9 protein-coding genes are annotated in these 12751 nt (G+C 62.5%); 3 read left to right on the top strand and 6 right to left on the bottom strand.

Annotation, left to right across the window (positions count from 1 at the left end):
- Positions 1-1261: 1261 nt before the first annotated feature.
- The 4 genes from G3N61_RS03570 to G3N61_RS03585 all read right to left on the bottom strand — a co-directional run bounded on the left by G3N61_RS03570 (position 1262) and on the right by G3N61_RS03585 (position 6963).
- Positions 1262-1549 (bottom strand): hypothetical protein, encoded by a 288-nt coding sequence (locus tag G3N61_RS03570; RefSeq protein ID WP_155291988.1) that lies wholly within the window; start codon positions 1547-1549, stop codon positions 1262-1264.
- Positions 1542-1799: a hypothetical protein gene (locus G3N61_RS03575; RefSeq protein WP_205821577.1), complete on the bottom strand. Its 258-nt coding sequence runs from the start codon at positions 1797-1799 to the stop codon at positions 1542-1544. Before G3N61_RS03575 ends, G3N61_RS03570 begins: the two co-directional genes overlap by 8 nt.
- Positions 1800-1904: 105 nt before the next feature.
- Positions 1905-2780: a phytanoyl-CoA dioxygenase family protein gene (locus G3N61_RS03580; RefSeq protein WP_205821578.1), complete on the bottom strand. Its 876-nt coding sequence runs from the start codon at positions 2778-2780 to the stop codon at positions 1905-1907.
- Between the two features lie 991 nt (positions 2781-3771).
- On the bottom strand, positions 3772-6963 hold the full coding sequence (locus tag G3N61_RS03585) for a cytochrome P450 (protein WP_205821579.1): 3192 nt from the start codon (positions 6961-6963) through the stop codon (positions 3772-3774).
- A 163-nt stretch (positions 6964-7126) separates the two neighbouring features.
- Between G3N61_RS03585 and G3N61_RS03590 the strand changes: the two genes are divergently transcribed.
- The 3 genes from G3N61_RS03590 to G3N61_RS03600 all read left to right on the top strand — a co-directional run bounded on the left by G3N61_RS03590 (position 7127) and on the right by G3N61_RS03600 (position 10537).
- Positions 7127-7684, top strand: a complete 558-nt coding sequence (locus G3N61_RS03590; RefSeq protein ID WP_346778543.1) for a TetR/AcrR family transcriptional regulator — start codon at positions 7127-7129, stop codon at positions 7682-7684.
- Between the two features lie 628 nt (positions 7685-8312).
- Positions 8313-9032 carry a response regulator transcription factor gene (locus G3N61_RS03595; RefSeq protein WP_039353478.1) on the top strand — a complete coding sequence of 240 codons (720 nt, stop codon included), beginning with the start codon at positions 8313-8315 and terminating at the stop codon, positions 9030-9032.
- Positions 9032-10537 carry a HAMP domain-containing sensor histidine kinase gene (locus G3N61_RS03600; protein ID WP_043185755.1) on the top strand — a complete coding sequence of 502 codons (1506 nt, stop codon included), beginning with the start codon at positions 9032-9034 and terminating at the stop codon, positions 10535-10537. Before G3N61_RS03595 ends, G3N61_RS03600 begins: the two co-directional genes overlap by 1 nt.
- A 19-nt stretch (positions 10538-10556) precedes the next feature.
- Here the strand turns inward: G3N61_RS03600 and G3N61_RS03605 are convergent, their stop codons facing one another.
- Positions 10557-11657 carry an AraC family transcriptional regulator gene (locus G3N61_RS03605; protein WP_205821581.1) on the bottom strand — a complete coding sequence of 367 codons (1101 nt, stop codon included), beginning with the start codon at positions 11655-11657 and terminating at the stop codon, positions 10557-10559.
- Between the two features lie 139 nt (positions 11658-11796).
- Positions 11797-12252 (bottom strand): carboxymuconolactone decarboxylase family protein, encoded by a 456-nt coding sequence (locus G3N61_RS03610; RefSeq protein ID WP_205821582.1) that lies wholly within the window; start codon positions 12250-12252, stop codon positions 11797-11799.
- Between the last annotated feature and the right edge of the window lie 499 nt (positions 12253-12751).

Consider the following 12751-nt stretch of genomic DNA (forward strand, 5'->3'; position numbering starts at 1 on the left):
TGACCAATTAATCGGATCCCAGCGTTTTGGGGGGAATGCAGCTTCCGAAATATCGCGTCTCGCCGTTGGATCGACGCGCGGTCTAGCCCCGCGTCGCGAATGCAGCCTCGCTGCGTCACGCACTTGGGCGTCTGTCGTCGCTTCATGCGAATTGGTCAATTGACCAAGTCTAGTGTCTACAAATGTTGTCCAGACGGACATTGGCGTTTTCCACTAGCCCCGCACAGCAATGGATCAACGTCACGCTAGGCATGCCACGGCGGTGGGGGAGGAGGCGAGTTGAGCAGCGGCGTTCGCCGGCGTGCGCCGTGTGGCGTCGACGGTTGCGTACTCGGACTGCAGGAAGGCAAGGATCGTGGAAGCACGCGCGGTACTTGCTGGAGGGCGAGTCGATGGCGTATGTCGACCTCGCGGCGATCGACGCGGCCGCGCGTCAGACGCATGGTCATTGAAGGTCGTTGCGCAGCGACAGCCGGGAGATCTCACGTTGCCGTGGTGAGGAGATCCACCCCGCGCACGGCGACTTCTCGTCAAACCTGGACGCGGTTCAAGATGACGAATACGCGCGCGAGCGGAACGCCGTTCGGGGCAAGGCCGCGGACAGCTGTCGCACCCATCCTCGCTGCTTCTTTCTGGCAAGCGTCTTCCACTGATCACCTGGAAGGCGCGGGCGGGATCATGATTTCGGCCATCACCCGCCGATGCCGCGCGAGTGAAACGCAGTTTTTGATGGGTGGCGTTCACCCAGACTTGTCCCGCTCACGCGGGTCGCGTTTCGTCGACATCTGATCCGCATAATGGAAATCCCCGCTCATCCTTAGAGCAGGGATACAGGGGCGATCAAGGTGGGGAGGCGGACTGGGGTCCGGCGGTGCATTTCCGCCAGAAGGTTTCGCCACGGGAGATCGTGGTGCGTACGGGCGTGTTCAGACGCGAGGTACGTGCATGGCAGGGGCAGACTGATCGATGCAGGCAGCCGTAGCCGAAGCGCGCGGGCTCGCGCGTCATCGACACATGAACCGGCAGACTGTCGGGCCGGTTCAAGACCGAAACCCGCCGACCGAAGCGCGAGCGAGGCACGACGCGGATCGTGTTCGACACGATCCGCGCAAGGCTACGCCGGCATGTTCGATCTTTCCGGGTGGAGCCTATTGGGACGAGTCGTAGTGCTCAATGTGGTACAGAACCATGAATCCCGGGCTCAATACAAGAAGGATTCCGGCAACGAGAGAGATTGCGACAAATAAACGCTTCACCATGATCACGCTCCTGAGTTGGATGAGGTGCAATAGAAAGTCGATTCTTGGGGGCCATCCGCGGAAAGGCGCGCGATCCCCGCGTTCGATTGGCGGTCAGCCGTGCGGCCTGCAAATGCGTTGATCGAAGGCCGGTCGATGGGGCGCCATTCGGACACGCGCAGCGCCTGGCCGACGAGAGCCGATTGCCGGGATTGCGCGAGCGGGGTACATGCATGGCGCTGCCCGTCGGCCGAGTAGCGGCTCGGATCGCGCTCGGGTTTGCGTGCCACAGCCCCGAATTCGTCACGCATCGGAATGCTCCTTCGCGTTCGCAGAGGCGATACGGGCCTTCTTGATCTCGAGATCGCCCTGGGCAACGCCGGAAACGGGAACCGTCTCGCCGCTGTGGTTTGCCGCCTCGCCGAGGTGTTGGGCGAGCTGGTGAGCGACCTGGTCGCCGGTCCCGAGATGGATGCGGACAAGCAACTGCGCATGCTCGCGCCCGAGCCCGGCACCGGCGCCGGGCACGATCGCAACGCGATTCGTCAGGTCGATCTTCATGGGTTGTCTCGTTGCGGGTGTTGCTGTCGTGGCCTGCGAATGTGCATGGCGGAATCCGGGCGGGCATTGCCGCATCCCGGACCGCCGCAGGCTTCTGTTCCCGGCTTAAAGGCCGAGGTGCGTGGCGATATCGTCGTAGTCGACTTGCCACAGGCCCGGCGTGCCAGCGGGGTATTGCGAGCGGAAGCCGATGATTCGCTGAACGCGGTGCGACAGGCGTCGCACGGTGTCCATGTCGACGATGAAGGGATACGCTTCCTCCGGAGTCAGGTAGGACGGCTGCATCGGAATCGTGAGCCCGCGCCGGCGCTCGTTCTTCGTCACGTTCGCGCCGCCACCGTGGATCACTTTTCCGCTGAACAGCAACGCGTCGCCGGCATCCATCTCGGCGGCAATGGTCATCTCCGGCGTACCCTTGCTGTCGAAGTAGTCCTCATCCCAGTTCTGGCTACCCGGGATGATTCGGGTGGCACCGTTTTCCTCGGTGAAGCGCGTCAGGGCAATCATGAGGTTGGTGAACACCGTCGGCCCGTTGATCCCGAGCGCGCACAGGGGCGGAAAATTGCCGACGTCGCGATGCAGCATCTGTGCTGTGTTGCCCGGGCCGATGTCGATGACCTGCGCGGTCGACAGCCACCAGTCGCCGGACTCTTCCCGGTAGAGCACCTCGCCGAGTTCATGAAAGAGTTCGTCGTCCAGCACGTCCCCGAACGTCTTGCTGTGCGTGACCATGTTCGTCAGGCGCTTGGTATAGGTGCCGTGGAATTCCTTGATCAGTTCGTTTTCGTGCGACGACCCCTCGCGAAGCCGCTCGAGCGGAGCATCGACCTCGCGGTTGATGTTCGCGACTTGCTCCTGGGTCAGATAATTCTTGATCCGGACTCCACCGTATTGATTCATGAGCGACACGATCTCTTGTGCGCTGGTCTGCTTGGAGACGGTGGGGAGGGAGCCCTGAATGTTCTGAATGTTTGCGTTCATGTTTGCCTCGAAGTTGCGTGGACGGGTGAATCAGAAGCGGCGTCACGTTCTGATTCGGGGGATACAGATATCAAGTTGAATGTTTGACTGAGTCAAATGACCGCGTATGGTTTCGCTTTCTGTCATCCATTCCTTTCACCCAGTTGACGAAATGAGCACGTTCTTCCCGCCGTTGTTGCGGCCTCCGGCTGATCCAGTACCTGTTTCCCGAGGCGGAAGGGGCGGAGTCGCTCGCCGGGGTTTCCGGTGAGCTGACGTATTCGTTACGAATCAGGTCAAATGACCAAGTCGTATGACCGAGGAAGTTAACATGGCGTTTTTTGACGGTCGATCATGGTTAACCCGTTCGCTTTCCGAACGGTGTAGCGTCTTGAAAGACGCGTGGCCGTTCTGACGTGGATGAGGAAAATGTGGTCGCCCCGTGAGTTGAAAAGCGAGGCGTGGACCAGGGTCGACAGACGTATCGCGTGAAGCACGCAATTCGACCTGGACGGATGCGTGTGAGCGAAGCTTGGTGGACCAGGCGACGTCTGCGATTCCTGCAGGGGTGCTGAGTGGGTCGTTGTCGTCTCGTTTACTCTTGAGACAACCAGACGCGACAACAGCTTATCCAGGGCGGAACGTTGAATATCCGGATGCGGTGATGGAAACCGACGCGTTGCAGAGTGGGGCAGGGACGAGCGATGGAGCCGGATCAGCTCTTATGGAAATTCTGATCGCTTTATGAATCGGAACCTGATGTTTCGTGCGGCTTCATTGCCATGCTCACACGCCACCTTACCGTCAAGGCGCGCCCTTTCGAATCGAGCGGAAACAGCAATCCGGTTCCGGCCGGAAATCGGCAGGAACCGGATTGAAGGCAGCGAGGACACGAGGGCGCAGCACGGAATCGAAGAATCAGTCGAGCGTGTTCCAGCGCGCGGTGGCGGGGCAGGTCAAGACTTCTTTTGGTTCGCCGAAGCAACCAGGAGCGGCATGAATCTTGTCACCGTCATGCAAATACGTCGGCAACATATCTGCCATGCTCCCGCTCCATCGTGTCGATCCATGCGCTGGCGTTTTCATCGTTCTCGCCGGTTGCATCCTGATAAATACGGCCAAGCGTGGCACGTACGGCGGGCGCCATATTCTTTCCATCCCCGCAGACAAAGACGGTGGCACCTTGCGCAAACAGCGCGGCGATTTTCTCGCGTTCCAGCCAGACTTTGTCTTGAACGAAGCGAGCACCTTCCTCCGGGCGGTTTGAATAAGCCGGCAACACTTCGACCACACCGCAGCTTGCCCATTCGTCGAGTTCGTCGCGATAGAGAAAGTCAACGTCGGGGTCATCGATCCCGAAGAAGAGCAACGACGTGCCGACGTTCTCCCCCAGCTGTTTCTGTAATGCGCGCTCTTGCAGAAAGCCACGGAATGGGGCGATACCGGAACCGGCGCAGATGAGAATCATTGGAAGACCGGGTTCGGCTGGTGGCCGAAAGCGTGCATTCGATGGCCTGACTGCAACGGACAAGCTGTCGCCCGTGTTGAGTCGCGCGAGATACGACGATGCCACCCCCTCATGACGACCATTGCCGGAGAGCGCCGGTGCATCGACCACTGCTACCGTCAGCGTGACATGGTCTGCTTTCCAAAGCGGGGAAGACGAGATCGAATACTGGCGTGCTTTCAGCGCGGGCAGCATATCGAGGAACTTGTCGAGCGACAGATCGACGGACCCGAAGCGTTCGAGCAGATCCATGACGGTTGTCCGCTTTCCCAGAATCTCGCGTTCGAAATCGTCGGCGCTCAGGCGTTCAAGCTCGACCTTCTCGGGTGGGCAGCGCGTGGCAGCGGCCAGGCTGGACACTTGTGATCGAGTCGCGGGGACGGCGAGTTCAACATAGCTCGAAAACAGTTCACCACAACCCATTGCCTGGCCGAGCGGAAGGCGTGGATTGCTTGACGTTCCTTCAATCACGACCTGAGTGTCCCAGCTCACGCGAAACCGGCGCAAGACGCGATCGACGTTGTTTTTCGAGTTGCGGGGCAGAACGGCCAGGTAATCTCCCGATCGATAAGTCATCGCTTCCGGAAGTTTCAATTCAATATGCTTTTTCGAGCGGCTGCCAGCCACGCTAATGTCAACCAGCTCTCTATTGTCGACGATGGACGCGTGCGCCATGTCGCCGAAATTCAGCAATTTTTCACGGGTATTCTCGGCGAAACTGACTTTCAGTGCGGTGTCGCCATGTGGCACAACCGAGATTTCCTTACCGGCACTAGTTGCAAAGCGATTCCACATTTCGGTGTACCAACGGTCAAATTCACCAAAAAAGTCGCCACCGGAATCAAGCTCGCCTCTGAAGTGCACTCGCGTAGCACCGGCCTTCTCGAGCGCTTCATCGACGCGCTTGGGAATCGCCTGGTATGTCCGTGCCCATTGTTTGTTGCCGCACCCAAGAACCGAAAAATTGACGCCGTCCAGCGCACCCACGCCCAGTGCCTCGACATACGGGACGAATGATTTTGCGTTGTCTGGCGGCTGTCCTTCGTAGGAAGCGGTGACGATCACGATTGCAGGATATCCGTCGAGTTTCCCTGCGAAGTCGTCGAGGGGCGCGCAGGTGGCGTGAAATCCGTGACGACTTGCGTCCCCTGCAATGCGTCTTGCAAAGGATTCGGCGGAGCCCGTATTGCCCCCGAAGAGGACGAGCATATCCGACGCATCTTCGCTGGTAGGGATCGACTGAACGGGAGCGACGCGGGGGCTTTGAGCGCTCGAGCGGGCGTGAGCGGCCGTATCGGGCACTTTAAGCGCACCTCGGGCCCGCGGTTTCACGTTCACCCGGAAACCGGTTGGCTTCAGCGTAAGCGTTTCGGCGACGTCCAGTTCGTAGTCGGGATCTGCGAAAGAGAAATCGAATCGCTGAAGCAGCATGATCAGAACGAGATGGGCTTCCTGCATGGCAAAAGGGCGGCCGATACAGGCACGTGCACCATTGCCGAAGGGCTTCCATGAATTGGGAGGGAGTTGCTCCGCATTCTCCGGTGCAAATCGCTCCGGACGAAACGCCTCGACGTCCTCGCCCCAGACGCTCACATCCCGATGCAACATCGGAGTCAGGATCATGATGATGTCGTCGGGAGAAACGGCGTATTTCCCGCCGAACGTGGTGTCAGCGAGCGGTGACACGGCGAATGCCGGCGCTGTCGGCCAGATTCGCAACGTCTCCATGAGGATTTGTTCGATGTAACGAAGTCGTGCGAGATGCTCGATCCGGGGTGTCTCGCTGCCAACGACCTCGTCGACCATGTCCCGTGCCTTTTGCAGAATGTCCGGGTTTTTGAGGAGGAAATAGGTGGCAAAGGACAGGAGCCCGCTTGTCGTTTCATGTCCGGCGATGAGAAATGTAATCATCTGGAAGACGATGTTCTCATCATCAAGTTTTTCTCCCGTCACCGGATCGATGCCGTTCAGCATTCGGTCCAACAGGTCCATCGACGCTTCGTTGTCGTGCGGGTTCTTCCGCCGGTCCTCGATCATTTTCGTCGCGAGCGACCGCATGACTTCGATGTCCGCGTCGAACTTTCGACTGCGGTTGACCATCAACTTCGAAACAAGTTTTGGTCGCAGCTCGCGCTTTCCGGCCTCGCTGAGGGTGTTGACCATGGCATCGACAAACGGATGCTGATCTTCACGGTAGAAGCTGTTGAAACGACAATCAAACGCACAAAGGGCAATCGTGTCGAGCGTCAGTCGAGTCATGTGATCGGATACATCGACCGGCGTCTCCGGGCCGAACCGCTCCCAATGGAGAAACATCTGGTCGGCGATGTCGACCATTTTGTCAAACATCGACCAGATACTGAGCGGGCCGAACGCCTGCATCAGCACACGATGCGCTTTGGCCCAGTTCGGTTCGTCACCGAATGCCGTAAATAGCCCGTCGCCGATCGCGGGTCTAAGTTCGAGCAGCGATTGGTGGACACACTTCTGAAATCTGCTTTCATCACACACTTCATTCACCAGTGTTTGTCCGCTGACAACGTAGTAACCTTGCCCGAACACCTCGAACCAATAGACCGGCCCATAAGTGCGCGCGAGATCCATCATCTTTGCAAGTGGAGACGGCCCGAGGACCTCCATCAAGTGACCGATGACGGGTTTCAGGGGCGGCTGGGGGACGAGGGATGAGGATTTCATTTCAATAGCCTTTCAGAGGTATGTCGGCGCATCGCATCTCAATCTATTGAACGAATGTAAAATAGACAAAACCACGTGTCCAGAGCTTTTTATGCCCCCTGATGTAAGCCCTAATCCCGCCGATCCTCGCTTTCAACGGAGTTACGACGCTCTCGTTCGCGCGGTGACCGACCTGCTCGACGAGGCGCCCCTGAACAAACTCAGCATTGCTCAACTGGTGCAGCGCGCGGGCGTCGCGCGTCCCACGTTCTATCAGCACTTTCCCGATCTTCAGGCCGCCGCTCAGCGGGCGGCGTTGGTCAGGCTCGACAACGCGTTCGCATTCGTCGAGGAGCAGGGCAAACTGCTGAACCCGCCGAGTGCCACTTTCGTCACGTCAATGGAGGTGGAAACCGGGCTGATTCTCGAGCATCTGCGTGCGCATCAGTCTTTCTATCTGACCGTATTCAATGACGCGGCGACATCGGCGTTTTTCGATGAACTGGTTACGTTCGTCGCCGGCCGCATCCTTCCACCCTATGAAGGCGTTCGCACGGAAGCAGAGCAGGATTGCCTGACGGTGCTGGGCGGCGGATTGGTGTGGACGGCGGTGCACTGGCTTCGCCAGGGCGCCACGCGCGAGACCTCGGAGGTCATGGCGAAGCGGATGGCCAAGACTGCGGCGACGATCCTCGACGCTTTCGGTCTTACGCTCGGGTTCGCGCAGGCGGGTTCGGCGTAGCGGGAGGGGAGGCTGGGGAATTAGCCAGCTTTCTCGTCGTGCCTCCCTCATGTGCCGAATCGAACGCTCATCGTGGGTGACGCGTGCGAACTCGCTCCGCAGGAATGCCGGCGTAAGTCGCGTCGCCAGCCAATCGATATTGACCCATGCCAATGGTCGCGACGCTCAGTCGCGCGCGATCTTCACGTCCAAAAAGTAGTTTGGACTACTTGTGGTAGACGTGATGGATGCGACAGGTCATCGAGCCGCTTCTATATCCTCTGCAAGGGATAGATGGCAGGACACGTTTGCGCTGCATGCCTGGCATGCCGTGGCATTGCACCCACTGTCGCCCGCGCTCACCGATTTCCGCTTCATCGCTTCCGCTTTTTGTGTCTATGCAGCGTTCGCACCGTCTGATACAAATCGCCATTCAAGGGCTGGATCGGAGAGCCATGCCAGTATTGACTCCCGGCACGCGCATCAGCCAAAGTTAAATGAAATGTGATCACTCGCCGCCGCAAAATTTTGCACAATGGCGGCAGCGCGGCCCGTTGCCGCGATTCGCCCCCGGCACCCCGGCCAGCCGGACCGGGGCCGGCCCGAACCGATACCCGACCACGGCACTGACGTGCCGCCGCCCGCCGCCATGGACCAACCGAAACGCATCCTGATCGTCGAAGACGATGCCGACATCGCCGACGTGCTGAGCCTGCACCTGCGCGACGAGCGCTACGAGGTCGTGCACAGCGCGGACGGTGCCGAGGGGTTGCGCCTGCTCGAACAGGGCGGCTGGGATGCGCTGATCCTCGACCTGATGCTGCCGGGCGTCGACGGCCTCGAAATCTGCCGGCGCGCGCGCGCGATGACGCGCTACACACCGATCATCATCACGAGCGCGCGCTCGAGCGAGGTGCACCGGATCCTCGGCCTCGAACTCGGTGCCGACGACTATCTGGCCAAGCCGTTCTCGGTGCTGGAACTCGTCGCACGTGTGAAGGCGCTGCTGCGGCGCGTCGATGCGCTCGCGCGCGATTCGCGGATCGACGCGGGCACGCTCGACGTCGCGGGGCTGGCGATCGACCCGATCGCGCGCGAGGCGAGCGTGGACGGTGCGCGCATCGACCTCACGCCACGCGAGTTCGACCTGCTGTATTTCTTCGCGCGGCACCCGGGCAAGGTGTTCTCGCGGATGGATCTGCTCAATGCCGTGTGGGGCTACCAGCACGAAGGCTACGAGCACACGGTCAACACCCACATCAACCGGCTGCGCGCGAAGATCGAGGCCGATCCGGCCGAGCCCGTGCGAATCCTCACCGTGTGGGGCCGCGGCTACAAGCTCGCCGCGCCGGGCCAGCGGGACGCATGATGAAGCTCACGCTCACCCAGCGGCTGTCGCTCGTGTTCTCGGTGCTGCTGCTCGCGTGTTCGGGCGCGTCCGCGTGGCTGCAGATCCGAGCGAACGACATGCGCGAGCAGGAAGTCGTGCAGGGGCTGTCGCGCGACCTGGCCGCCAATATCGTCGACAGCGTGACCCACAGCGCACCGCTGATGGACGCGAACGGGCTGCGCCCGGACGCCGTGCGCACGTTGTTCGGCCAGTTGATGGGCGTGAACCCGAGTGTCGAGGTCTATCTGCTCGACAACGCGGGCCGCATCAAGGGCGACGATGCACCGCCGGGCCACGTGAAGCGCGACCGCGTCGATCTCGCGCCCGTGCAACGCTTCATCGCGGGCGAGCCGCTGCCGATCCTCGGCGACGACCCGCGCAGCCCCGATGCACGCAAGGTGTTCAGCGCCGCGCCGCTGCAGCGCGCGGGGCAGCCGCCGTCGGGCTACATCTACGTGGTGCTGCTCGGCGAGGCGCACGACCGGCTGGCCGCGCGCGTCGACGCCGGCAACGTGCTGCGCACGACGCTGTGGTCGATGGCGCTGGTCGCGCTGCTCGGCCTGCTCGCGGGCCTTACCGCGTTCAGCTTCATCACGCGCCCGCTGCGCCGGCTGACGGACGCGATGCGCCGCTTCGACGCGAATGGCACGCCCGACACGCAGCCGCCGGTGCCGCGTTCGCGGCCCGGCCGGCGCGGCGACGACATCGTCGTGCTCGAATCCGCGTTCGCGCAGATGGCCGACCGGATCGGCGACCAGTGGCGTGCGCTGACGCACCAGGACCAGCAGCGGCGCGAACTGATCACGAACATCTCGCACGATCTGCGCACGCCGCTGACGTCGCTGCACGGCTACCTGGAGACGCTGTCGCTGAAGGCCGACACGCTCGCCGAGACCGAACGGCGGCGTTACCTGTCGATCGCGCTCGCGCAGAGCGCGAAGGTCGGCCGGCTCGCGCAGGCGCTGTTCGAGCTCGCGCGGCTCGAATCGGGTGGCGTGCAGGCCGAACGCGAGCCGTTCTCGCTCGTCGATCTCGTGCAGGACGTGTTCCAGAAATTCGAGCTGACCGCGCAGGCGCGCGGCGTCGCGCTGCATGCGCGGATCCCGGCGCGGGTGCCGGTCGTGTCGGCCGATCTCGGGATGATCGAGCGCGTGCTGACCAACCTGCTCGACAACGCGTTGCGGCACACGCCTGCGCACGGCGAGGTGGAGGTCGCGCTGGAGCCGCGCGGCGACCGCGTGGTCGTGACCGTGGCCGATACCGGGGAAGGGATTCCGGCGGCGCGGCGCGAAGGGCTGTTCCAGCGGCCGCAGCGGCCGATGAGCGGCGGTGCGGTGACGAGCGGCGGGCTCGGGCTGCTGATCGTGCACCGGATGCTGGCGCTCAATGGCAGCAGCATCCGGCTGGTCGACCAGGCCGGGCGGGGTGCGGTGTTCGAGTTCGCGCTGGCGGTGGCCACGCCTGCGGCCGGCGACGGACGCTGACTGCCATCAACGCCAGCGCTCAACCGCCGCGCTTGCGCCGCACGTCGCTCGGCGTCATGCCGGTCCAGCGCTTGAACGCGTGGCGAAACCCTACGGCGTCGCTGAAGCCGAGCGTCAACGCGATGTCCTCGGTGCTGAGCGTGGTCGTGCTGAGGTAGTCGATCGCGAGCGCCTTGCGCACGCTCGCCAGCAACTCGCTGTACGACGTGCCTTCGGCTTCGAGCTTGCGGCGCAGCGTGCGCGACGTGATGCACAGGATTGCCGCGATCGCGTCGATGTCCGGAAACTGCCCGGGCGTGCGCGTGAGTTCCTGGTACACGCGCCGCGTGACGCCGGCCTGGCTGCGCATTTCATCGAGCAGGCTCGCGCAATGCGACGACACCTGCGCGGCGGTAATCGGATTCGCGAGCTGCGGCGCGCGCGTGAGCCACGCGGCCGGGTAGCTGAGCACGTGATGCGGCTGGTCGAAGGCGATCGGGCATTCGAGCGCATCGGCCAGCAGTGCCGCGTGCGCCGGCTGCGGTTGCGCGAACTGCGCACGCGCCGGCACGCACCACGCGCCCATCACGTCCTTGATGATCGTCACGTGCAACGCGAACTGCATGTCGATCAGGAAACGGTACAGCGGCTCGTCGAGATCGGGCAGCGCGACTTCGTGCCGGTCGGGAAACTGCCACGACGCGGTATCGCCCTGTTCGACCCAGCGGATCGCGAGCATGCCGTTCGCGAGCCGGTGATATTTGACGGCCGATTCGAACGCGTGCGCGAGCGATTCCGAACACAGCATCGCGTAGCCGTACATCCCGTAGCTCGATACGTGCAGCCGGTGGCCGACGCGCACGCCGAGATCGGTGCCGTCGTAGCGGCCGATTGCATTGCGCGCGGCCGTGAGGAACTGCAGCGGCGACGTGAGCGTGAACGGGTCCGCGACGGCGGCCGGCGTGAGGCCGGTCCCGTCGAGCACCGCGGCCGGGTCGATGCCGGCTTGCGCCACCACGTCGAGCAGCACGGCCAGCTTGGCGGGCGTGAAGCGCTGCTCGCGCAACGCGTGGGTCGGCTCGACGTCCGGCAGGCGGGCTGCGCGGGCGGTCGTCGGGTTCAAGAGCGCACTGCGCGGCATGGGAGAGTCCTGCGTCCGAATCGATATCGTTTACGGCACGCAATTCTGCTCGGGATCGGTCCCATGCGCCACAGGGTTCACCCTGATATGCGCGCCGGTGCCACCCGGCGCGACGCGCCGCAACCGCGGCAACCCGGCGTCAACCGGCCTGGAACACCCCGGCCTGCCACGCGAACGGCTTCGCGAGCCGGTTCCACGTGTTGATCTGCGCGACGATCAGCGTGAGCGTGGCCAGTTCGTCGCGATCGAAGTGCGCGCGCGTCGCGTCGACGAGTGCGTCGCCGATCGTGTGCTCGCTGATCAGCGTCAGCGCTTCCGCCCAGCGCAGCGCGGCCTGTTCTTTCGGGCTGTAGAGATCGGGCGTTTCGTGCCAGACGGGCAGCAGGTGGTAGCGCAGCGGATCTTCGCCCGCGTGGATGCCTTCCTTGATGTGGCGGTCGAGGCAGTAGGCGCAGCCATTGAGCTGCGACACGCGTGCGCGCACCAGTTCCACGAGCTTGAAATCGTGGCCGGTGGTGTTCGCATATTCCTCGACGTTGAGCACGACGTCGAGGAGCCGGGCGGGGAGTTGTCCAAACGGGATGCGTTCTGGCATGGCGACTGACCTTTGAAAGAGCGGGACGGGATCGTTGGGTGGACTGGCCGTGTTGCTTGATCAGGTGTTGCACGCTGCCGAGACCGGCGTAATGTGTGCAGTAATCCTGATTGTCCGGTGGCGGGATCGACCGACGAGACGGGGTGACGATGCGCGCATGACCCGTTGTGCGGATGGTGTGTATCGGCGGCATCGGCTGCGGCGCGCGGCACGTTCGGCCGTGGCGAACCGGAAGCGAAGCGATCGTATCAGGCGCGACCGGCGACAGGAATCGCCCGATCCCGTATGGTGTTCATGCAAATGGACCGATAGTAGGGCCAGCTGACGCCGGCCGAAGTGACGGCATCAGGCGATGTTGTCTAGACAAGCGCAGACCCCCGCGTGTCCGTTTCGATCATCTTTTCGGCCGCCCGGATCATTTTCAAAGCGCGCCGCGCGGGCGATAGTCGCCGGTCAGGCGATGGTCCGCGCTTTTCCGGCGTGCAGGCCGTCGTGCGAA

Origin of the sequence: Burkholderia sp. Ac-20349, assembly GCF_017104865.1 — a bacterium.
In the GTDB taxonomy this organism is placed as follows: Bacteria; Pseudomonadota; Gammaproteobacteria; order Burkholderiales; family Burkholderiaceae; genus Burkholderia; species Burkholderia aenigmatica.

Bases quoted from the DNA above. Each gene is read 5' to 3' on its own strand.
- G3N61_RS03570 (WP_155291988.1), bottom strand. From the start codon at position 1,549: ATGCGTGACGAATTCGGGGCTGTGGCACGCAAACCCGAGCGCGATCCG.
- G3N61_RS03595 (WP_039353478.1), top strand. From the start codon at position 8,313: ATGGACCAACCGAAACGCATCCTGATCGTCGAAGACGATGCCGACATC.
- G3N61_RS03600 (WP_043185755.1), top strand. From the start codon at position 9,032: ATGAAGCTCACGCTCACCCAGCGGCTGTCGCTCGTGTTCTCGGTGCTG.
- G3N61_RS03585 (WP_205821579.1), bottom strand. From the start codon at position 6,963: ATGAAATCCTCATCCCTCGTCCCCCAGCCGCCCCTGAAACCCGTCATC.
- G3N61_RS03610 (WP_205821582.1), bottom strand. From the start codon at position 12,252: ATGCCAGAACGCATCCCGTTTGGACAACTCCCCGCCCGGCTCCTCGAC.
- G3N61_RS03580 (WP_205821578.1), bottom strand. From the start codon at position 2,780: ATGAACGCAAACATTCAGAACATTCAGGGCTCCCTCCCCACCGTCTCC.
- G3N61_RS03605 (WP_205821581.1), bottom strand. From the start codon at position 11,657: ATGCCGCGCAGTGCGCTCTTGAACCCGACGACCGCCCGCGCAGCCCGC.
- G3N61_RS03575 (WP_205821577.1), bottom strand. From the start codon at position 1,799: ATGAAGATCGACCTGACGAATCGCGTTGCGATCGTGCCCGGCGCCGGT.